Genomic DNA, 22,167 nt, shown 5'->3' with positions numbered 1-22,167 from the left:
GTTGATGGAGGTGAACGAATTGTTACAAGAATTAACCATTAAAAACTTTGCTATTATTCATGATTTGAGTTTAACTTTTGAAACAGGTATGACAGTCTTGACAGGTGAAACAGGTGCAGGAAAGTCAATTATCATTGATGCTGTAGGGTTATTAGCTGGTGGACGTGGTTCTAATGAATTTATTCGACACGGTGAAAGCAAATGTGCATTAGAGGGACTTTTCTCAATGGAAGGGAACTTGACAACGTATAAATTATTAAAGCAGTATGATATTGAAAGTGAAAATGATGATGTTATTATCCAACGGGACATTCACCGTAACGGAAAAAATGTTTGTCGTATCAACGGACGTTTAGTTAATATTGCGACGTTGAGATTGATTGGTGAAACATTAATTGATATTCACGGGCAAAACGAGCATCAAGAATTGATGAATCCTGAGAGACATTTAACGATGTTGGACCAATTTGGTGATGAGTCACTACAAAAAATAAAAGATACTTACCGTTCAACTTTTTCTAGGTATGTAGAAACAAAGAAAGCTTATCGTAAGTGGCAAAATAGTGAACAAGAATTTGCTCAAAGGTTAGATATGTTGCAATTTCAAGCAAATGATATCGAAATGGCTGAATTAATTGATAGAGAAGAAGAGGAGTTATTAGAAGAGAAAAATCTATTGATGAACTACCAAAAAATTACTAATGCTTTATCAGAAAGTTATGATGCACTACAGGGTGAAGAAAGTAATGGCATTGATCTAATTGGACAAGCAATGACAGAAATAAGTTCAATAGAGGATATCGATCGTACGTACAAACAATTTTCAGAGGTTGTTGCAAGCAGTTATTTTCAATTACAAGAAGTTGCTAGTGATATTCTACGAGAGATGGATCAAATGGCTTATGATGAAGATCGATTAAACGAACTTGAAAAAAGATTAGAACTTATTTATCAAATGAAAAGAAAATATGGAGAATCTATTGAAGAGATAAAAAATTATTATGAAAAAATTACTGTAGAGATTGATCAACTGCAAAATCGTGAAGATCATGTCAATTATTTAAAAGCAGAAATGGATGTTCTCTCAAAAGAATTGATCGATGAGGGTGAAACCTTATCTCAAATGCGACAAGTAGCTGCTGTAAAATTAGAGGAAGCTATCCATGAACAATTTAAAGAATTATTTATGGATAAAGTTATATTAAAAGTGTATTTTTTTGAAAAAAATCAAGATGAGATCTTGAACGGAGCTCATGAAACAGGACTGGATCGGATAGAATTCTATATTGCGACTAACCCTGGAGAACCGCTCAAACCTTTAGTCAAAGTAGCTTCTGGGGGTGAACTTTCTAGAATAATGTTGGCAATGAAAACTATTTTTTCAAAGACTCAAGGGTTAACTAGTATTATTTTTGATGAAGTGGATACGGGTGTTAGTGGAAGAGTCGCTCAAGCAATTGCGAACAAGATTTACATGGTTGCTACGCATTCACAGGTTTTATGTATAACTCATTTGCCTCAAGTAGCAGCTATGGCTACTCATCATTTATATATTTCTAAGACAATCATTGAGGAACGAACGGAAACGCATGTAGCAGCACTATCGGAAATTGAAAAAATTAATGAAGTTGCTCGTATGTTAGCAGGTACAGAAATTACAAAGTTAACGATTGAGCATGCAAATGAACTAATTAACTTAGCTGAAATCCAAAAAGATAAAAACTTAAACAAATAAAAAATTCCGTTACTCCATTGAGTAGCGGAATTTATTTTTAAAAAGCAATTAATTTTATGATAGTACCGATGACTATAGTACCGACCATAGAAAACAACATAACCCAAACAAAGATTTTGGTCATTTTTCTAGTTGTGTTTGTTTGTTTAGTTTTATCTTTATTTGCCATGACATTATTCGCCTACTTTCATTTGGCACATTTACTATATTGTACACTGAAAGAGGATGATTTATCAAGTTTTTTTAGAAATAATTATTCTTTTTTAAAATCCATGTTGTTATGATACTAATAAAAAGGATCAAAAACATGATAGCCCAAAAAGCGTTTGGTCCATTATCAATTGGTAAATTAACATTCATACCCCAAAACCCACCGAGAATTGTTGGAATGGTTAAAACGATAGTGATTGATGTTAAAATTTTCATAATATTATTTAGATTATTAGAAATAATAGATGGAAAAATATCACTAATTTGATCTAAAAGTTTAGAAGTTTCTTCTATCATAACTTCAGCCTGTCTGCTTTCAACGATAACATCATGTAATAAATTGCGATTTTCAGTACGTTCGGTAAAAGAATCTATTTCTTTTAAATCATTAAAAATTAGATGACTTGCATGGATAGAGGAACTAAAATAAATAAGACTTTTTTGAAGAGACATTAAAGCAAATAATTGTTCGTTTTCAGTAGATTTAGTTAATTGTCTTTCCATAGATTCTGTTTTTAGGATAATTTCTTTTAAATAAAAAACATAAAGTGAGGAAATTTGCCAAGCGACCTCTAAAACGAACTGTTCTTTTTTTTTGGTGTTTACTGGATAGCCAGATTGATTATTCATAATGTTTTTCAAGAACACAGGGGTATCTTCTACAGCCGTAATAAGTGTATCTTTAGTTAAGATCATAGAAATAGGAGTCGTTAAATATTCATCATACCCTGATTTATTCGTTATTTTGGTTGGGTAATTAAATACAATCAGATTTGGGTCTTTTGCTGGATCCATTCCTAGTTTTTCTTGCCGAGCAAGTTCATCTGGATCTTTGACAGAAGATATATAATCTTTTGGAAAGTTAAATTTTTTCGATAAGTACTCAATTTCATCAACGGTTGGATTTGTTACGTGGAGCCAATCGCTTATCTGATCTTTTTCGCTCATAATTATATGACCATCAAAATCAGTATAATAAGATTGATACATTATAAACCTCCTCATTCAATAAACAATTAATTTCTACCTATAGACTAATCATACACTATTTTAAAAAAAATCAAGCAATAATATAGAAATTAAATATAAAATAGAGGTAAATATTATCAAAAAAATAATAGTAGCAATAGAGCTTAAAGAATAGTAATTCGATTTTGAATAAGTTGGTTCATTTAAGTCTTTAAGAAAATAGTCGTGGAATTAACTACTCTCAGGTACTCCCTACTTTTAATCTCACCGTATTTTTGGTAGGATAGTAGGGTCAGATGAATCTTTAAAATTAAACAGTAACGCAAAAATTTAAAGGGGGAAATTAACCAATGAGTAAACAACAAATTGGTGTGGTAGGAATGGCTGTAATGGGTAAAAACTTAGCTTTAAATATTGAAAGCAGAGGGTATAGTGTTTCTATTTTTAACCGAACTGGATCAAAAACAGAAGCAGTTGTGGCAGAACATCCAGATAAAAACCTAGTCCCAACATATACAATGGAAAAATTTGTTGAATCATTAGAAAAACCGCGTCGTATTTTGCTAATGGTACAAGCTGGAAAAGGAACAGATGCAACAATTCAAGGACTTTTGCCACACCTTGATTCAGGAGATGTTTTAATCGATGGGGGTAATACCTTCTTTAAAGATACTATTCGACGTAGCGAAGCATTAGCTGAATCTGGTATTAATTTTATTGGTACTGGTGTGTCAGGTGGAGAAGAGGGCGCCTTATTAGGACCTGCAATCATGCCTGGAGGACAAAAAGAAGCATACGATTTGGTAGCACCAATTTTAGAAAAAATTGCGGCAGTTGCTGAAGATGGTCAACCATGTGTCGCTTATATTGGACCAAACGGAGCCGGTCATTATGTCAAGATGGTGCATAATGGAATCGAGTATGGCGACATGCAATTAATTGCAGAATCTTATGACTTATTGCGTAAAGTAGCTGGTTTATCAGTTGAAGAAGTAGCAGAAGTTTTCGCAGAATGGAATAAAGGTGAATTGGACAGCTTTTTAATCGAGCTTACAGCAGATGCCTTAACCAAAAAAGATCCAGAAACTGGCCAACCAATGATTGATATTATATTGGACCGAGCTGGTAATAAAGGAACAGGTAAATGGACATCACAAAGTGCACTAGATTTAGGCGTACCGCTACCTTTGATTACAGAATCTGTTTTCGCTAGATACATTTCAGCTTTGAAAGAGGAACGTGTAGCAGCAAGTGAAATTTTACCTAAACCAACAGACTATTCATTTGATGGAGACAAAGCTGTTTTAGTTGAAAATATACGTAAAGCTTTGTACTTCAGTAAAATTATGAGTTATGCTCAGGGATTTGCTCAAATGCGTACTGCTAGTGAAGAGTACGATTGGAACTTGCAATATGGACAAATTGCTAAAATCTTCCGTGCAGGGTGCATCATTCGTGCTCGTTTCTTACAAAAAATTACAGATGCGTATGATAAAAATCCTGAATTAAAAAACTTGATGTTAGATGATTACTTTATGGATATTACTAAAAACTATCAAGACGCTACAAGAGATGTAATAGGTATTGCTGTAAAATCCGGTGTTCCAATACCGACATTTTCTTCAGCCATAGCTTATTATGATTCTTACCGCTCAGCTAGATTGCCTGCTAATATTATTCAAGCTCAAAGAGATTACTTTGGTGCTCATACGTATGAAAGAACGGATAGAGCTGGTACTTTCCACTTTGATTGGTATGGAGATAAAGGTCAAGAAGAATTATAAGCAATTTGAAATATTTTTTTTAAAAATAACAACCACAGAGTTGCATTTTATTATGCTAATTTGTGGTTGTTTTTGTAATATAAATAAATTTTTTTTGCGCGATTACATTGGCTAAACGGTTTAAATTTTATGATAGAATCAAATTCATAAAATAAACACAAGAAAAAATAGTGGTCAATAGGGTAAAAGATTTAATTTTCTCATTTTATTTTAATTTATGGTAAAATTATAATAACTCTATGAGAATTTTTATTGAGAAAATTAGAGTAGCATGGTATTGTAACAAAGGCAAAGACCAGTGAAAATAGAAGAAATGGTGGGAATTGAATGAATAGAATATTAATTATTGAAGATGAAAAGAATTTAGCGCGTTTTGTTGAATTAGAATTAAAACATGAAGGATATGAAACAGAAGTTCGTTATGATGGTCGTTCAGGTTTGGAATCGGCATTAAATAAAAAGAAAAAATGGGATGTCATTTTATTAGATTTAATGTTACCAGAATTAAATGGTATAGACGTATGCCGTCGTATTCGTCAAGTCAGTAATGTACCAATTATCATGATGACTGCTAGAGATTCTGTCATCGATCGTGTCAGTGGGTTAGACCATGGTGCAGATGATTACATCGTGAAACCTTTCGCTATTGAAGAATTATTAGCTAGGATGCGGGCATTGTTTCGTCGGATTGAAATTGAAAATGAGCAAAATATCACCAAGCAAACAACTGTAAGCTATCGCGATTTAACGATTGAAAAAGAAAATCACGTTGTTCATCGTGGGGAAAAAGTTATCGAATTGACAAAAAGAGAGTATGAATTGTTACTAGAATTAATGGAAAATGTCAATGTTGTTTTGGCGAGAGACATCTTATTAAATAAGGTTTGGGGTTATGAATCTGAAGTAGAAACAAATGTAGTAGATGTTTATATTCGTTATTTAAGAAATAAAATTGATGTCCCGGGCGTAGATAGTTACATTCAAACAGTTCGTGGAACGGGATATGTGATGCGTACGTGATACGACCTTTTTTAAAAAAAGATAAGAAAAAACGCATCTCTTTAAAATGGAAATGGACAATAGGTGCTACTTTAGCGATATTTCTCACATACACCATTTTTACGGTGGCTATTTTTATTGGATTCAGACAAATTATGTTGGCTGAAGAAACAAAAGATGTAAAAGAAATTTTAATTGGTGTTACAAATCGTCTGAATGGTGGATCAAATGCGTTGTCAAAAGAAACAGTCTATTTAAATTTAAGTGGGAATTATACGTCTAATACGCTTGAATTGGGTGAAGAATTTGACCAACGGAACTTAGTTTATGGACAATCTAGTAATTACCAAGATACTATTTTTGCTAAAATGAATGAAGAGGGTGTATTAGTTCGAGTTTACAGTCCAACTTCAAGATTATTATTTGAAACTGAACCAAAAGACATCCCGTTTAAAAAATCAGCACAGCTTCTAATTGAGCCAATTGAAATTCAGAATAAAGAAGAAATACAAGGGGTTTCTCCAATCTATTCTAGAGTGACACAAAATTTAATTGGGTATGTCCAAGTAAAAAACGAGATGGTCAATTACCACCAAATGAGCGAGCGGATTTTATGGACTATCGGAGGTATTGGGATTTTAGCTTTAGTATTCAGTGCTATTCTTGGTTATTTACTAGCGGGTAATTTTTTAAAGCCAATCAAAAAAATCACTAATACAATGAATGATATTCGTAAGGATACACAATCCACTTCCCGAATTGAAATAGATGATGAAAATGATGAGTTGACTCATTTATCAACGGTTTTCAATGATATGCTAGATAGAATGCAGAAATACATTGAGCAACAAAAAGATTTTGTTGAAGACGTTTCTCACGAATTAAGAACACCTGTTGCTATAATGGAAGGTCATTTAAAGTTGTTGAATCGTTGGGGGAAAGATGATCCTGAAGTTTTAGACGAATCACTACAGGCTTCTTTGCAAGAAATAGAGAGAATGAAGAGCTTAGTTCAAGAAATGCTCGATCTATCAAGGGCTGAACAAGTTGAAATTCATTATAAAAATGAAAAAACAGCTATCAAACCTTTAGTTCTACAAATAATAAATAACTTTAAACTTATTTATCCTGACTTTGTATTTAATTTAGATGATGCTATTCGCGATGAAACGGATGTCTCAATATATCGGAATCATCTAGAACAAATTTTGGTCATTATATTAGATAACGCAGTGAAGTATTCATCTGATAGAAAAGAAATTCATGTGTCGATTGCTGCCGACAAACAAAATGTGGATATTGCTATTCAAGATTTCGGAGAAGGCATGTCACAAGAAGATACGGAAAAAATATTTAATCGTTTTTATCGTGTTGACAAGGCGAGAAGCCGTCATAAAGGCGGAAATGGGTTAGGTTTAGCTATTGCAAAAGAACTTCTAACAGGTTATAAAGGAACGATTTTTGTTGAAAGTGTTTTGGATTATGGTTCTATATTTAGAATAAAGCTTCCAATTCACCAAAATGAAATAAATGAACCAAAAGAAAATAATTAATCAAAAAAAGATTTCTGCCTTTTTTAAAGGCAGAAATCTTTTTTTATCTTCGTTGTTGTTTACCGGCATTGCGTTCAGGGTTATCATCAGAAGAATTAGAAGGAACAGGTTCATCTGTTAATTCTTTATTCTGTTCTTGAATTGGTTCGGCTTGTTTGATGACACGTTCCTTTTTAGGTCGATTTTTAATTTCTTCTGCAATTTCAGCCTGTATTCTAGGTTTGTAATAAAAGTTAGTAAGAAGTGTTTGGAACACTCCGAAAAAGCCACCAACTAACCAGTATAGACCTAATCCAGCAGGAGAAGAAATAGTGAATACTAAAATCATAATTGGATTCATGTACATCATCGTCTTCATTTGTTTCTTTTGCTCAGGTGCTAAACCAATCATTGAAACATAGGCTTGGACTAAATAAATTAACCCTGCAGCAATAGCTAAAGGTATGTTTCTTGCACCTAAACCAATTCCCATAAATGTACTGCTTGCAATTTCGTCAGACAACCGAATGGCTTGAAACATGGCAGTAAAGATTGGCATTTGAATAAGTAATGGTAAGCAACCAATGCCACCCAACATACTCATATTGTTATCTTTATAAAGACTCATTAACTCTTGTTGAGCAACGGCTTTTTCTTCATTTGTTTTTGCAGCTTTTTGTTTAGCTTGTATAACATCTAATTCGGGTTTTATTACAGCTGTTCTTTCTTGTTGAGCTAACGATTTCCTTGATTGGCTTAGATTCAAAGGCAAAATAATGATTCGCACAATTAATGTGATGATGATAATTGCAAAACCATAACTGCCATTAAACGTATCTGCTAACCGAAGGATAAGTTGTTGCGTAGGAACGACTAAAAGTTCATAGATAAAACCTTCAGGATTTCCTTGTTTGTCTGTACTCATACAACCAGAAAGAAAAAGCATGACGCTTAAAAGCGATCCAGTCAAGAGGTATTTATTTAATTTTTTCATTGCTCACTATCCTTCATTTTATATGTTTTTATTAATAACAAATCCAACTATACAGGATATGTGAATTGATTTCAATTAGTTATAGAAAATTTAATTTTTTCGGGCAAAGAAGAATCCTCGGTTATATCTAGTCGTTCAACTTCTCCACTCGGTGAGGGAGATTGCCTGATTTTATCTATAAATGCCTCTATTTTAGCAGGATCTCCATTGGCTTCTATATAAACGCTTCCGTCAGATTGATTTCTTACAGATCCGAAAACTCCAATCTGGTCAGCAACCATCTTTGTCATAAAACGAAACCCGACTCCTTGGACATGCCCTGTGACAGTCATTTTCACCTTTTTCATCGTTTTCCCTCCTGCCAATTCTATTTTTTTTGATTTAAGATTGGATGATTTTTTTCTTTTTAATTTTTGGAAAAGGTTTATGATTTTAATCTCCTCCTTTAAAAAAACTTCTGTCTCCATCATTTTATAAGGCAAAAGTGAATTCGTCAACTATTCAAAGAGACATATGATATAATTATATCGCGTATAATACTATACAATTGGAGTGAAAAAAATGTTTCAAGTAATAGAATTGCAAGGGGAGTATGAACCTTGGTGGTTTTTTGATGATTGGAAAGAACAAATAAGTCAATTTAAAACTTTTGAAACATTTGATGAGGCTTTGCTTGAATACCAACAAGAGTTTGAATTACTTCAAACGAAGTATCCTAATTGTCAAACTAAGAAAGATTATCTATCTGCTTTTTGGGATGAGAATCAAAACAGATACTGTCTGGAGTGCGAAGATGACATACAATTATTTCACAGTATCATGTTGCTGAAAGAATGCAAACCAATTTAACTAGAAACTTAACTTAATAGATAGATAGAAGAAAAAGAAAGGAATGGATATGAAAACCTTAATTATCGCTGAAAAACCAAGTGTAGGAAAAGAAATAGCCCGAGTTTTAGGAGCTGAAAAAAAGAATAAAAGTTATATTGAAGGCGAAGATATCATCGTAACATGGGCTCTTGGACATTTGCTAGGACTTAAGATGCCTGAAGATTATAGGTCAGAATGGGCTACATGGAATATGGAAAGCCTGCCATTGATTCCAGAAGAGATGCAAATAAAACCGTTAAAAAATACGGCTGCCCAATTAAAAATAATTAAACAACTTTCTCAACGAAAAGATGTAAACAAAGCGGTCATTGCGACAGATGCTGGACGTGAAGGTGAACTAGTAGCTAGATGGATTTTGGATTATGTTAAGTTTAAAAAACCGGTACAACGGTTATGGATTTCATCACAAACGGATCAAGCTATTCGAAATGGGTTTAAACAACTTTATCCTAGCAAAAAATATGATGATCTATATGATGCAGCAGTTGCCCGTTCTGAAGCTGATTGGCTAGTAGGCTTGAATGTAACAAGAGCATTAACAGTAAAATATCAAGACAGCTTATCTGCAGGAAGAGTTCAAACACCGACACTTGCCATGGTCAGAAAACAAGAAGCTCGTATAGAAGATTTTGTAGCGGAAACATACTTTAGTATTAACTTAACCATTGAGGGCCAAACGGCAACATTAAGTGAGGGGGCTCCAGAAAGAATAAAGGATCAAGTCGAAGCTGAGAAAATAGTAAGTAATTTAAATAAACAAGCCGTTGAGGTAAAAGAAGTAAAAGAAAACAGTCAAACTCAACTTCCACCTTTGCCTTATGATTTAACTGAGCTCCAACGAGAAGCCAATCAACGGTATCAGTTTTCTGCTAAAAAGACATTAAGTGTGATGCAAACTCTATACGAACGACACAAAATTGTTTCTTATCCAAGAACGGATTCTAAATACCTAACTTTAGATATGAAAGAAACGTTAAAAGATCGCTTGCAAGCTGTTCGCGGATTTGCTACTGAAGAGGTGAAAAGCATTATAAAAAAAGGGGCCCAAGTTACTCAGACAGCGCTTTTTGATGATACTAAAGTAACGGACCACCATGGGATTATCCCGACAGAAGAACGAGCTCATCTTGAAAAAATGGATCAAGATGAATTACGCATCTATCGAATGATTGTCGAACGATTCATTGGCTTATTTTTACCTGCTTATAAAGTAGCTAAGACAACGTATCTATTAGCCACAACAGATGCTACTTTTAAATTGAAACAAGAACTTGTTCTGGAAAATGGATGGCGTAAAACGGAACCTATTAAAGTGAAGAAACGCTTCAAGCAAGGAGAACAGTTGGGCAATTTAATTTTTCAGGCTAAAAAAGAACTGACAAAAGCGCCAGGAAGATTGACTGAGTCTACCTTACTTCAAGCAATGGAAAAACACAGTCTAGGAACTCCAGCAACACGTGCTGAGATTATTGAAAAATTAATAAGCAGTCAATTAATGGAACGACATGCAACAAAGTTATCTGTATCTCCTAAAGGTAAGCAACTATTAACATTAGTTAACTCAGCATTGGTTACACCTGATTTAACAAGTCAATGGGAAAAATCACTAGAACAAATAGCTGCTGGAAAATTAAAAAAAGAGGTATTTTTAGAACAAATAAAAATAGAAACAAAAAAATTAGTTAAAGAAATAAAAATGAGTGAACAGTCTTATAAAGACTATTCTCTTACAACTAAAACTTGTCCAGAGTGTGGCGAACTTTTGAAAGAACGAAGCGGTCGAGAAGGAAAAATGCTGATTTGTAGCAAAATAACTTGTTCATATAGACGCTTTAAAGAACCAAAAGTTTCTAATAAACGTTGCGTTCAATGCCATCGTAAGATGGAAATTCATGAAGGAAAGTCTGGTAAATTCTTTAAATGTAAATACTGCAATGTTTCTGAAAAAATGGACAATACAAAAAATAAAAAGATAACGAAACATGAAACTAAACGTTTAATGCAAAAAGTAAATAAAGAAGCTCAAGAAGAAGTAGAAAGTCCATTAGCGTTGGCACTTAAAGCTGCAATGGACAAACAAGAGAAATAAAACAAGGCTTTATGTTGTGCGGTATCGGTTATTTCTGTTTGAATCAGAATGGCCTTTATACACTGCAACATAAGGTTTTTTCTATCTTAAAGGTGGATTCCACTTTCCTTTTTTTTTGTGTATAATGAGAAAGTAATGCCAAAGGAGGTTAGTTATTGTGGCAACAAAAAAGAAGAATACTAAGAAAAAAAATAAAAAACAACACTTCTCAATTGAAATTATAGGACTTATATTTATTCTATTAAGCTTGCTCGCAGCTTCCCAATTAGGGTTTATTGGAGTTCTCAGTGCTAATTTATTTCGCTTTTTTGTAGGAAATACATTTATGGTTGCTGCTTTGTTACTGGGCTTATATGGCGGCTATTTAGTTTTAAGAGGAACAGAACCTCCATTTAAAAACAAAAGAATGATTGGATTAGGAATAGCTTATGCCAGTACATTGTTATTGTTGCATGCTCAATTATTTGCTCCCATTATAGATACAAACCTAAATGTTGTTTCAGCTTCATTGCGTTTTTTTATGGCTGATATGACTAAAAACGAAATAACTCAATCTTTAGGAGGAGGAATGATTGGTGGGGTAATGTATTCAGCTAGTTATTTCTTGTTTTCACAATTAGGAACTTACTTAGTAGTGGGTTGGTTATGGTTTATCAGTATCTTTTTGATTTTTGATTTATCTTTCAAAAAGTTTATGGAATTCGTTCGAAATCATTTGAAACATCTTCTTAATTATTTACGTACTATTTCAAAAAAAATAGGGCTGGCTGTTGCTAAACAATGGAAGAATATAAAAAAACAAAAGAAACGTATAGAACCAATAGATACGAAAGATCCATTAGAATCTGATAATTCACATACGAATAAAAATACTTCATTAAATGAACCGAAATCGTTAGAAATTGATAGTTATCAGAGTCAACAAAGGCCAGCTGAGACTCAAAAGAAAGCGGGAGTAAAAGAAGGTGCTTCGGATAATCAGGAATTAGATTTTGAAATTGAATCAGAACCTGAAAACATTGACTATCAATTGCCGCCTGCTAGTTTATTAAATGAAGTTGAACAAACAGACCAAACAAATGAGTATGCCTTAATTCAAAGAAATGTTAAAAAACTTGAAGAAACGTTTAAAAGTTTTGGAGTAGAGGCTAAAGTTACAAAAGCTAATCTTGGACCGGCAGTAACGAAATACGAGATTCAACCGGCTGTTGGAGTGAAGGTAAGTAGAATCGTGAGTCTAAGTGATGACATTGCTCTAGCACTAGCCGCTAAAGATATTAGGATGGAAGCGCCTATCCCGGGAAAACCTTTTATTGGGATTGAAGTTCCAAATAGTGAAGTGAGTCTTGTAGCTTTTAGGAATGTTATTGAAGGTCAAGTCAAAAATAACGAAAAACTATTAGAAGTTCCTTTAGGTAGAGATATATCTGGTAATGTTGCCATGGCGGATTTAACTAAAATGCCTCATTTACTTGTAGCGGGATCAACCGGAAGTGGGAAATCAGTTTGTATTAACGGAATCATCACTAGTTTGTTAATGAAGGCTAAACCAAACGAAGTGAAGTTGATGATGATTGACCCAAAAATGGTTGAATTAAATGTATACAATGGTATTCCACATTTACTGACACCAGTTGTCACGAATCCCAAAAAAGCAGCGCAAGCTTTACAAAAAGTAGTTTTAGAAATGGAACAGCGTTATGAGTTATTTGCTGCTAGTGGCCAACGAAATATTACGGGGTATAATCATTTTATTGTGGAAAAAAACTTAGAAAATGGAGAAGGGCATCCTACCTTACCCTTTATTGTAGTAGTAGTGGATGAGTTAGCTGATTTAATGATGGTTGCCAGTAATGAAGTGGAGGATGCCATTATCAGACTAGCGCAAATGGCTCGAGCTGCTGGTATTCATATGATTTTGGCGACACAACGACCAAGTGTCGATGTTATCACAGGGATTATTAAAGCTAATGTACCTTCAAGAATTGCCTTTGCAGTATCGAGTGGAACGGATTCACGAACAATTATTGATAGTAGTGGAGCAGAAAAACTACTTGGAAGAGGAGATATGTTGTACTTACCTATGGGAGAAAATAAACCTGTTCGTGTTCAGGGTGCCTATATTTCTGATGATGAGGTAGAGCGCGTAGTTGAGTTTGTTACCCAACAACAAGGAGCTAATTATGTAGAAGAAATGATGCCTGTGGATGAGCCCGAAACAATCAGTGGTGAAGTCCAAGACGAGATTTATGAAGATGCTGTTCAAATGATAATAGAGATGCAAACAGCTAGTATATCGTTATTACAAAGACGTTTTAGAATTGGTTACAATCGTGCAGCTCGATTAATTGATGAGATGGAAATGCGTGGAATCGTGGGTCCTTCCGAAGGAAGTAAACCAAGAAAAGTTAACGTTACAGAAAAGCCTGGAGAACCAGGTGAAGAAAGTTCAACAAATTAATGAACAATGGTTTTGTAAAGAATCGTTAGTTTAAAACTCTTTCTAAAAAAAAAAATTAGAATACCATTAAAATGTGAACATTTTTTATGAAAAACGGTTACATTCATCGTTTAATTGTTTATTTTGTTAATTAAAAATGGTATCATATTTATTAAAGGCAAGTGAACGCAATTTACTTGTACTAAAAACGTTGGGGGTTTTTTTAATGAAAAAACGCAATTTTATGAGTCTTCTAGCTTTAGGATTAATTTCAGGTGCTACATTAGCAGCCTGTGGATCAGATGATTCAGAAACAGCTTCTGATTCTGCAGCACAATCATCAAAAACTGAAGATAAATTTTCGGTAGTTATGGTAACAGATGTAGGTGGAGTAGATGATAAATCCTTTAACCAATCTGCCTGGGAAGGTATGCAAGAATGGGGCGAAGAAAACGATAAGAAAGAAGGAACCGACGGCTTTAAGTACTTACAATCGAATGAAGATTCAGAATTTGTAACTAATTTGAACAGTGCTGTACAAGCTGATTTTGATGTAGTATTTGGAATTGGATACAAATTAAAAGAAGCAATGACAGATGTTTCAGGACAAAATGAAGACCAACACTTTGTTATTATTGATGATATGATAGAAGCTCCAAACGTTGCATCCGTATTGTTTAAAGATCATGAAGCAGCATTTTTAGCAGGAGTAGCAGCAGCCGAAACAACTGAATCAAACAAAATAGGCTTTATCGGTGGACAAGAAAGTGATGTTATCTCACGCTTTGAAGCAGGATTTGTTGCTGGAGTTAAAGCAGTTAACCCGGAAATAGATGTAAACAGTGAGTATGTAGGTTCTTTTGGTGACGCAGCTCGTGGAAAACAATTAGCAGCAGCTATGTATAGTAGTGGCGTTGACGTTATCTATCAAGCAGCAGGAGATTCAGGTAACGGCGTATTTTCAGAAGCAAAAGATTTAATGAATGCTGATGAATCTAAAAAGTTATGGGTAATCGGAGTTGACCGTGATCAAAATGATGAAGGTAAATACGATACAGGTAACTTAACACTAGCTTCTACACTTAAAGGTGTAGGTGCAGCAGTTAAAGACATCTCAAATGAGGCAATGGCTGGTAATTTTGCAGGTGGAGAAGTTGTTAACTACGGTCTAGCTGAAGGCGGTGTTGACTTGACAGATGGTAACTTAACAGACGAAGTTAAAGAAAAAGTCGCAGAATACAAAGAACAAATCATCAGTGGAGACATTGAAGTACCACAAAAACCTTAAAAATAATAAAAGATTATATTAGAGATTAAAATTAAATTCCTTAAGAGAAAGGCCGGATGTTTATTCCGGCCTTTTCATCTCTTATCCACTATAGGTAAAGGTAGCCTTTTTGGAGTCCTAAATAACTGAAAACGCTACACATGTAAAAAATCGTTGTAGCCCCTGATTGAGAAATGACGTATAATGAATTATGAATTTAAGCAGTAAAAAGGAGTGAGTTCATCGTGTCAGAGACAAATTTCGTTATCGAAATGAAAGGTATTACAAAACAATTTGGTACCTTTAAAGCAAATGATAATATTAATTTACAGCTTAAAAAAGGAGAAATTCATGCTTTATTGGGTGAAAACGGGGCAGGGAAATCGACTCTGATGAATATTTTGTCAGGACTTTTAGAGCCGACTTCAGGAAAAATTTTGATTAATGGGAAAGAAGTAACAATTAATTCCCCTGGAATGGCTAATAAACTGGGTATCGGAATGGTTCACCAGCATTTTATGTTGGTTAAAAAATTTACGGTTACTGAGAATATTATTTTAGGTAGTGAACCGAATAAAGCTGGTGTTCTAGATCAAAAAACAGCTCAACAATCGATTAAAGAATTATCAGAAAAGTATGGTTTATTAGTAAATCCAGCATCAAAAGTGGAGAGCATCTCAGTCGGAATGGAACAACGTGTAGAAATATTAAAAACACTCTATCGTGGTGCAGAAATCTTAATATTTGATGAGCCTACAGCGGTGTTAACTCCTCAAGAAATTGGTGAATTAATGCAAATTATGAAAGCATTAACTAATGAAGGCAAATCTATTATTTTGATTACTCATAAATTAGATGAAATAAAAGAAGTTGCAGATCGTTGTACGGTTATTCGTCGCGGCCAAAGTATTGATACCGTTGATGTATCAACGACTTCGCAGCAAGAATTAGCAGATATGATGGTTGGTCGCTCAGTTTCATTTAAAACTGAAAAGAAAGAAGCACAGCCTAAAGAAGTTGTTCTTTCAGTCGAAAATATTGTAGTTAAAGAAGATCGAGGCCTAGAAGCTGTAAAATCTCTAAGTCTTGAAGTAAGAGCTGGAGAAATATTGGGAATAGCTGGAATTGATGGTAATGGGCAAAGTGAATTAATCCAAGCGATTACTGGACTAACTAAAACAGAAAGTGGAAAAATTAAATTGAATGGAAAAGAAATTCAAAATAATACACCACGTAATATCACTGAAAATGGTTTAGGACATATCCCTGAAGATCGCCATAAATATGGACTAATTTTGCCAATGAGTCTAGAAGAAAATATTGCAATTCAAACCTACTACAAAAAACCATTAAGCAATAACGGCTTTTTAAATCCTAAGGAAATTAAAAAATATGCAAAGAAATTAATTGCTGAGTTTGATGTGCGCACTCAAAATGAAATGGTTCTGGCAGGTGAGTTGTCTGGAGGAAACCAACAAAAAGCCATTATTGCTAGAGAAATTGATCGCAATCCATCTCTATTAATTGCAGCGCAACCTACGCGCGGATTAGATGTTGGAGCAATAGAGTATATTCATAAGCGTTTGATTGAACAACGAGATAATGGGAAAGCTGTCTTACTAATGAGTTTTGAATTAGATGAAATTTTAAACGTTTCAGATCGCATTGCTGTAATGTACGAGGGAAATATTGTAGCAATCGTCAAACCAAAAGAAACAACACAGCAAGAATTAGGACTACTAATGGCAGGGTCGTCTCTTCAAAAGGCTAGAGCTGCTGCTGAAAAAGAGCTGGGAAAGGAGCCAACTAACGTTGAACAATAAAAGTAAATTAGATGGTATATTAGTTCCGGTATTTTCGGTTATTTTAGGATTATTATTAGGAGCATTAATTATGTTAACTTTTGGCTATAACCCAGTTGCGGGTTATCAAGCCATGTTACAAGGCGCATTTGGCAATTCATTTTATATTGGAGAAACATTAAGACAAGCAACACCTTTAATTTTTACGGCGCTTGGATTTTCAGTAGCGTATACAGCTGGCTTCTTTAATATCGGTGTTGCTGGACAAGCATTACTCGGTTGGCTATTTTCAGTTTGGTTTGCATTATCATTTCCTGAAATACCAGGTATTATTTTATTAGTTGTTAGTTTAATTGTTGGTGCTTTAGCTGGTGGTCTATGGGCGGGCATTGCAGGTTTCTTGAGAGCTTATTTTAATACAAGTGAAGTTATCGTAACGATTATGTTGAATTATACAGCCTTGTATACAGCAAATTATTTAATCAGAAATGTCTTATCTGAATCATCAGATACAACAGCTCGCATCCCTGAAGGTGCAAGTCTTCGTTGGGCATGGTTATCAGATTTAACAAATAATTCAACATTGCATGGAGGAATATTCTTAGCGTTAATTACGGCTGTTATCGTTTGGGTATTTATGAAAAAGACAACAGCTGGTTTTGAAATAAGAGCAGTTGGTTTAAACCCTTTTGCATCTAAATACGCAGGAATGAGTACAAAAAGAAACATTATTATTTCAATGCTAATTAGTGGTTCACTAGCAGGTTTAGGTGGGGCTATGGAAGGCATGGGAACTTTTCAAAACATCTTTGTTCAAGGATCAATACCATCAATCGGGTTTGACGGTATTGCCGTTGCTTTATTAGGACTAGGTAATCCGGTAGGTATCTTATTCTCAGCTTTATTATTTGGTGCTTTAAAAATTGGCGGAAATAGCATGCCTTTAGTAGCAGACGTGCCTACAGAAGTTGTTGATATTGTTATTGCTTCTATTATATTCTTTGTCGGAGCTAACTATTTAATCCGCATGTTTGTCGATAAGCGTGCTAAATTAAATAAAGGAGGAGTCAAATAAGATGGATATTATTAATGTATTGCAACTTGTCTTTTCTTCAGCGTTGGTTTACTCAGCTCCTCTAATTTTGACTGCACTAGGTGGCACGTTTTCAGAACGAAGTGGGATAGTTAACGTTGGACTTGAAGGAATTATGGTAATGGGTGCTTTTGGTTCAGTTGTTTTTAACTTGACATTTGCTTCTCAATTAGGTAATTGGACACCTTGGGTAGGTGTGGTTGTAGGCGGATTGATTGGTATTTTATTTTCACTCATTCATGCTGTCGCTACAATAAATTTACGAGCTGACCATATTATTTCTGGTACGGTTATCAACCTAATGGCTCCAGCTCTGGCTGTATTTTTAACGCGTGTTTTATACGATGGACGTGGGCAGACAGATATTATTTCAGAAAACTTTGGTAAAGCAAATATACCTTTATTAGAAAACATTCCGGTTTTAGGACCTATTTTCTTTAAAGGAACATCTGCCCCTGCATTTGTTGGGATAGGTATTGCAGTTATCTGTTGGTTTGTACTATTCAAAACTCGTTTTGGTCTAAGACTAAGAGCAGTTGGAGAGCACCCTCAAGCAGCTGATACATTAGGAATCAATGTTTACATGACTAAATATGCTGGCGTTTTACTATCTGGATTACTAGGTGGTATGGGTGGAGCAATTCAAGCTCAAGCTATTTCATTAAATTTCTCGGCTTCAACAATCGCAGGACAAGGTTTTATTGCAATGGCTGCCATGATCTTCGGCAAATGGAATCCTTTAGGAGCTATGGGTGCTGCAATATTCTTTGGCTTTGCTCAAAGTCTAAGTGTTATCGGAAATTATATACCGATTATTCAAGATGTACCAAGTGTTTGGTTGCAAGTTGCTCCTTATCTAATAACGATTATTGTATTAGTAGGTGTCATTGGTAAATCTGAAGGTCCAGCAGCAAATGGTAAGACATATATCAAATCAAAATAACGATTATAAAAAAACAATTAGAAGTAAATCTTCTAATTGTTTTTTTGTCAGGTAGGACACTTCACTTTTTACATATTTTAAACTATGATAAAGAGAAGATTGCATCTACACATAAGGAGGAAAAAAATGTCTATCCAATTAACTGAAGGAGTCAACCTTCATATCATTCCAACTGAAAAGTATAAAACAGTAAGGATTATAATAAAGTTTCGTACTCCTTTAGATAAGGAGAATATAACTAAAAGAGCTTTGTTATCTAGCATAATTGAAACGAATAGTGAAAAATATCCGACACAGACAACTTTAAGAAGTGAATTATCAAATTTATTTGGTGCAGGATTTGGAAGCTCGGTAACTAAAAAAGGAACAGTTCATGTTTTAACCTTATCTTTAAACGTTGTTAATGAAAAGTATTTAACAATGGGCGACTCGATATTAACACAATCACTTGAATTCTTGAAAGAGATTATCTTTCATCCTAACGTGTTTGAAGGACATTTTGACAAAGATACATTTATACGTGAAAAAGAAAACCTAGTTGATTACTATGATTCGATTGCAGATGATAAGCAAACGTATGCTAATTTAGAATTACAGAAACTTTTTTTTGATGAAGAAAGTCAAAAAATTCCTAGTATCGGGACTATGGAAGATTTAGCAGAAATTACTGAGACATCACTATATGATTACTACAAAGAAATGATCCAACAAGATCAAGTGGACATGTATGTACTAGGTGATGTAGATGAAAATCAAATAATCAACCAACTTAAAGGGTTTCCTTTTGAACCAAGAAAATCAAAACAACAAGAGCTTTTTTATGTTCAAGCAGATTTTGAAGAAGTAAATACAAAAATAGAATACCAAGAAATTAAACAAGCTAAGTTCAATTTAGGGTACACAACGGATATCTTTTATCTTCAAGATAATTATTATGCAGGTCAACTATTTAATGGTTTATTTGGTGGGTTCCCTCACTCTAAATTATTTGTAAACGTTAGAGAAAAAGAAAGTCTAGCTTATTATGCATCTAGTTCATTAGATACTTTTAGAGGTATGATGATTGTTCAAACAGGAATTGACAGTAAAAAAATGGGTCAAGTAAAAGAGATCGTTACGCTGCAATTAAAAGAGATGCAAACTGGTAATTTTACTAAAGAAGATATACACCAAACAAAACAAATGTTGAAAAATCAATTGTTGCAATCTGAAGATAATTCAAGTGCGGTGATTGAGCGAACTTATTCAAACCAATTAGCAAAAAATGAAATCATAAGTATAAAAAAATGGATGGCAAATATTGAAGCAGTAACAAAAGAAGAAATCATAGAGATAGCTAATCAAGTCAAATTAAAGGCGACATTCTTTCTATCAGAGGAGGTTAAATAATGGAGAAAAAGCAGTATGAACAATTAAATGAGACGATATATACTGAAACACTATCAAATGGGCTATCCGTTACCTTATTGCCTAAAAATGAATTTCATAAAACTTACGGACTATTTACTACTAAGTATGGTTCAATAGACAATCAGTTCATACCACGAGATAGTGATCAATTAACTCGTGTTCCGGATGGTATTGCTCATTTTTTAGAGCATAAAATGTTTGAAAAAGAAGATGGAGATGTTTTTAATCTATTTGGCAAACTGGGGGCTTCAGCAAATGCTTTTACAAGTTTTACTCAAACCAGTTATTTGTTTTCGAGTACCACTAATGTAGATGAGAATATTGGGACATTACTAGACTTTGTGCAAGAACCGTATTTTACGAAAGAAACTGTCGATAAAGAAAAAGGGATTATTGCTCAAGAGATACAGATGTATGAAGATGAACCAGATTGGCGTTTGTTTTTTGGCTTGTTAGGTAATATGTACCCTAAGCATCCTTTGCATATTGATATTGCAGGTACCGTTGATAGTATTATGGATATAACAGCTGAGCTATTACACGAAAGCTACAATACATTTTATCATCCTAGCAATATGAATCTTTTTGTTGTAGGTAAAATGGATCCAGAAGAAATGATTCAATTGATTAAAACAAACCAAGCTAAAAAGAATTTTTCAGAAGCGACTGAAATTGAACGCTATTTCCCTGAAGAAACAACAGCTGATATTAAACCTTTTGACTCAATAAAAATGGCCGTGAAAAGGCCGAAAAGTATCGTGGGTATTAAGGGTGTCGGCCGAGCTCCAGAAGGCAAAGGAGCTTTAGTCTATAAGACCACTATGGATTTGTTATTAGCCTTGTTAGTTGGGCCTACATCAGATAATTATTTAAGGTTATATGATACTGGCATTATTGATGATAGTTTTTCATATGATTTCAGCTTAGAACGAACGTTTTATTTTGCTGATATTGGAGGAGACACAAAAGAGCCAGAAGCTTTCAGTAATGTCATAAAAGAAATTTTATTAACAGCTAAAGTTAGTCCAGAATTGAATCAAGCACATTTAGTTCTTGTGAAAAAGAGAATGATAGGCCAGGTTCTTCAATCTCTCAATTCTCTGGAGTATATTGCTAGCCATTACAGCCAACAGAATTATGGTGAAGCTACGTTATTCGATTTAGTTCCAATCATTGATTCCATCACTCTAAATCAAATAAAAGTTCTTGCAGAAGAGTTTATGCAAGAAAAGTATATGAGTGTTTTTCATATTTTGCCCAAAGAAGACAGCAAAACATGAAGTCAGCTTTAATCATGGGAGCTAGTGGAGATATTGGTGCAGGAATTGCAAAAGAATTGGCTGAAAGTGGTTGGTCATTGTATTTACATTATCATACAGATGATAAAAGTGTTGGAAAACAACTTCGCGATTATCAGACTGCATTTCCTAAACAGGATTTTTTTGGAATTAAGCTAGATATGACAGATGAATCAGGAATTGAGGAGTTTGTTAAAAATATTTTCCAATTAGATGCAATTATTTTTTCAAGTGGTTTTACAACTTTTCAATTATTGACAGAAGTAACGTCTAAAACAATGGATGATATGTGGGCAGTCCATGTAAAAACGCCTTTATTAATGTTGCAGACACTACAAACAAAATTAGCTTATTCTAGGTCGGGAAGAGTTGTTTTTATCAGCTCTATTTATGGGGAATCAGGTAGTTCGATGGAAGTTATTTATAGTACAACAAAAGGAGCTCAATTATCTTTTGTAAAGGCCTATAGTAAAGAGGTGGCTAGCTTAGGTATAACAGTTAATGCTATCTCGCCAGGGGCAATCGAAACAAAAATGAATTCGGACTTTAGTGAATTGGATTTAGCTGCATTAAAAGAAGAGATACCAGTTGGACGTATGGGTAGTATTTCAGAAATTAGTTTTTGGGTCCATCAATTATTAGAACCTAGAAGTGCCTATTTAACTGGACAATCTATTATTGTAAGCGGTGGATGGTTAAGGTGAGAGAAGA

Annotated in this window: 18 protein-coding genes; 14 read left to right on the top strand and 4 right to left on the bottom strand. The window is 34.1% G+C overall.

The genetic code is table 11. The features are described from left to right. Positions 1 to 19 precede the first annotated feature (19 nt). The gene (recN, locus tag BR44_RS04390) at positions 20 to 1,735 is read left to right on the top strand and encodes a DNA repair protein RecN (protein WP_034550848.1); all 1,716 of its coding nucleotides are present in this window, start codon (positions 20 to 22) and stop codon (positions 1,733 to 1,735) included. Between the two features lie 37 nt (positions 1,736 to 1,772). Here recN and BR44_RS11245 read toward each other — a convergent pair whose 3' ends face one another. Then, positions 1,773 to 1,904 (bottom strand): DUF4044 domain-containing protein, encoded by a 132-nt coding sequence (locus tag BR44_RS11245; RefSeq protein ID WP_084676087.1) that lies wholly within the window; start codon positions 1,902 to 1,904, stop codon positions 1,773 to 1,775. 74 nt (positions 1,905 to 1,978) lie between these two features. Continuing rightward, positions 1,979 to 2,935, bottom strand: a complete 957-nt coding sequence (locus BR44_RS04385; RefSeq protein ID WP_051912511.1) for a magnesium transporter CorA family protein — start codon at positions 2,933 to 2,935, stop codon at positions 1,979 to 1,981. Between the two features lie 329 nt (positions 2,936 to 3,264). Between BR44_RS04385 and gndA the strand changes: the two genes are divergently transcribed. The 3 genes from gndA to BR44_RS04370 all read left to right on the top strand — a co-directional run bounded on the left by gndA (position 3,265) and on the right by BR44_RS04370 (position 7,250). Next, entirely contained in the window at positions 3,265 to 4,698 is a 1,434-nt protein-coding gene (gndA, locus tag BR44_RS04380) for an NADP-dependent phosphogluconate dehydrogenase (RefSeq protein ID WP_034550847.1), read from the top strand. Between the two features lie 327 nt (positions 4,699 to 5,025). After that, positions 5,026 to 5,718, top strand: coding sequence for a response regulator transcription factor (locus BR44_RS04375; RefSeq protein ID WP_034550846.1), 693 nt, complete (start codon positions 5,026 to 5,028; stop codon positions 5,716 to 5,718). Positions 5,719 to 5,822: 104 nt separating this feature from the next. After that, positions 5,823 to 7,250 (top strand): sensor histidine kinase, encoded by a 1,428-nt coding sequence (locus tag BR44_RS04370; RefSeq protein WP_245592919.1) that lies wholly within the window; start codon positions 5,823 to 5,825, stop codon positions 7,248 to 7,250. A gap of 43 nt (positions 7,251 to 7,293) precedes the next feature. Here the strand turns inward: BR44_RS04370 and yidC are convergent, their stop codons facing one another. Together yidC and BR44_RS04360 are read right to left on the bottom strand one after the other, a co-directional pair. Then, positions 7,294 to 8,223 (bottom strand): membrane protein insertase YidC, encoded by a 930-nt coding sequence (yidC, locus tag BR44_RS04365; protein WP_034550844.1) that lies wholly within the window; start codon positions 8,221 to 8,223, stop codon positions 7,294 to 7,296. A 71-nt stretch (positions 8,224 to 8,294) separates the two neighbouring features. Then, positions 8,295 to 8,570, bottom strand: coding sequence for an acylphosphatase (locus tag BR44_RS04360; RefSeq protein ID WP_034550843.1), 276 nt, complete (start codon positions 8,568 to 8,570; stop codon positions 8,295 to 8,297). A 214-nt stretch (positions 8,571 to 8,784) separates the two neighbouring features. On the opposite strand from BR44_RS04360, the gene BR44_RS04355 reads away from it, so the two are divergent. From BR44_RS04355 to ymfI, 10 genes are all read left to right on the top strand, one after another. Then, the gene (locus tag BR44_RS04355; RefSeq protein ID WP_034552915.1) at positions 8,785 to 9,072 is read left to right on the top strand and encodes a DUF1033 family protein; all 288 of its coding nucleotides are present in this window, start codon (positions 8,785 to 8,787) and stop codon (positions 9,070 to 9,072) included. Positions 9,073 to 9,115: 43 nt separating this feature from the next. Beyond that, a complete protein-coding gene (locus BR44_RS04350; RefSeq protein WP_211249860.1) occupies positions 9,116 to 11,203 on the top strand; it encodes a DNA topoisomerase 3 in 2,088 nt (695 codons plus the stop codon). 154 nt (positions 11,204 to 11,357) lie between these two features. Beyond that, on the top strand, positions 11,358 to 13,664 hold the full coding sequence (locus BR44_RS04345; RefSeq protein ID WP_425393574.1) for a DNA translocase FtsK: 2,307 nt from the start codon (positions 11,358 to 11,360) through the stop codon (positions 13,662 to 13,664). A gap of 205 nt (positions 13,665 to 13,869) precedes the next feature. Next, positions 13,870 to 14,931, top strand: coding sequence for a BMP family lipoprotein (locus BR44_RS04340; protein WP_034550841.1), 1,062 nt, complete (start codon positions 13,870 to 13,872; stop codon positions 14,929 to 14,931). 251 nt (positions 14,932 to 15,182) lie between these two features. Then, positions 15,183 to 16,733: an ABC transporter ATP-binding protein gene (locus BR44_RS04335; RefSeq protein WP_425393573.1), complete on the top strand. Its 1,551-nt coding sequence runs from the start codon at positions 15,183 to 15,185 to the stop codon at positions 16,731 to 16,733. After that, positions 16,723 to 17,787 carry an ABC transporter permease gene (locus tag BR44_RS04330; protein WP_034550839.1) on the top strand — a complete coding sequence of 355 codons (1,065 nt, stop codon included), beginning with the start codon at positions 16,723 to 16,725 and terminating at the stop codon, positions 17,785 to 17,787. The genes BR44_RS04335 and BR44_RS04330 overlap by 11 nt, the downstream gene beginning before the upstream one ends. Position 17,788: 1 nt before the next feature. After that, the gene (locus tag BR44_RS04325; protein WP_034550838.1) at positions 17,789 to 18,748 is read left to right on the top strand and encodes an ABC transporter permease; all 960 of its coding nucleotides are present in this window, start codon (positions 17,789 to 17,791) and stop codon (positions 18,746 to 18,748) included. Between the two features lie 126 nt (positions 18,749 to 18,874). Further along, positions 18,875 to 20,137, top strand: coding sequence for an EF-P 5-aminopentanol modification-associated protein YfmF (gene yfmF, locus BR44_RS04320; protein WP_034550837.1), 1,263 nt, complete (start codon positions 18,875 to 18,877; stop codon positions 20,135 to 20,137). Continuing rightward, positions 20,137 to 21,438, top strand: coding sequence for an EF-P 5-aminopentanol modification-associated protein YfmH (yfmH, locus tag BR44_RS04315; RefSeq protein ID WP_034550836.1), 1,302 nt, complete (start codon positions 20,137 to 20,139; stop codon positions 21,436 to 21,438). The genes yfmF and yfmH overlap by 1 nt, the downstream gene beginning before the upstream one ends. Beyond that, positions 21,435 to 22,160, top strand: coding sequence for an elongation factor P 5-aminopentanone reductase (gene ymfI, locus BR44_RS04310; RefSeq protein WP_034550835.1), 726 nt, complete (start codon positions 21,435 to 21,437; stop codon positions 22,158 to 22,160). The genes yfmH and ymfI overlap by 4 nt, the downstream gene beginning before the upstream one ends. Positions 22,161 to 22,167 lie beyond the last annotated feature (7 nt).

It is taken from the genome of Carnobacterium funditum DSM 5970 (assembly GCF_000744185.1).
GTDB lineage: Bacteria > Bacillota > Bacilli > Lactobacillales > Carnobacteriaceae > Carnobacterium_A > Carnobacterium_A funditum.
This window is presented reverse-complemented; position numbering and strand designations above follow the sequence as displayed.

Excerpts from the sequence above, each read along its gene's own strand:
- yfmH (WP_034550836.1), top strand. The coding sequence starts at position 20,137 with ATGGAGAAAAAGCAGTATGAACAATTAAATGAGACGATATATACTGAA.
- BR44_RS11245 (WP_084676087.1), bottom strand. The coding sequence starts at position 1,904 with ATGGCAAATAAAGATAAAACTAAACAAACAAACACAACTAGAAAAATG.
- gndA (WP_034550847.1), top strand. The coding sequence starts at position 3,265 with ATGAGTAAACAACAAATTGGTGTGGTAGGAATGGCTGTAATGGGTAAA.
- BR44_RS04340 (WP_034550841.1), top strand. The coding sequence starts at position 13,870 with ATGAAAAAACGCAATTTTATGAGTCTTCTAGCTTTAGGATTAATTTCA.
- BR44_RS04375 (WP_034550846.1), top strand. The coding sequence starts at position 5,026 with ATGAATAGAATATTAATTATTGAAGATGAAAAGAATTTAGCGCGTTTT.
- BR44_RS04325 (WP_034550838.1), top strand. The coding sequence starts at position 17,789 with ATGGATATTATTAATGTATTGCAACTTGTCTTTTCTTCAGCGTTGGTT.
- yfmF (WP_034550837.1), top strand. The coding sequence starts at position 18,875 with ATGTCTATCCAATTAACTGAAGGAGTCAACCTTCATATCATTCCAACT.
- BR44_RS04385 (WP_051912511.1), bottom strand. The coding sequence starts at position 2,935 with ATGTATCAATCTTATTATACTGATTTTGATGGTCATATAATTATGAGC.
- BR44_RS04335 (WP_425393573.1), top strand. The coding sequence starts at position 15,183 with ATGAAAGGTATTACAAAACAATTTGGTACCTTTAAAGCAAATGATAAT.
- BR44_RS04350 (WP_211249860.1), top strand. The coding sequence starts at position 9,116 with ATGGATATGAAAACCTTAATTATCGCTGAAAAACCAAGTGTAGGAAAA.
- BR44_RS04360 (WP_034550843.1), bottom strand. The coding sequence starts at position 8,570 with ATGAAAAAGGTGAAAATGACTGTCACAGGGCATGTCCAAGGAGTCGGG.
- yidC (WP_034550844.1), bottom strand. The coding sequence starts at position 8,223 with ATGAAAAAATTAAATAAATACCTCTTGACTGGATCGCTTTTAAGCGTC.
- ymfI (WP_034550835.1), top strand. The coding sequence starts at position 21,435 with ATGAAGTCAGCTTTAATCATGGGAGCTAGTGGAGATATTGGTGCAGGA.
- BR44_RS04355 (WP_034552915.1), top strand. The coding sequence starts at position 8,785 with ATGTTTCAAGTAATAGAATTGCAAGGGGAGTATGAACCTTGGTGGTTT.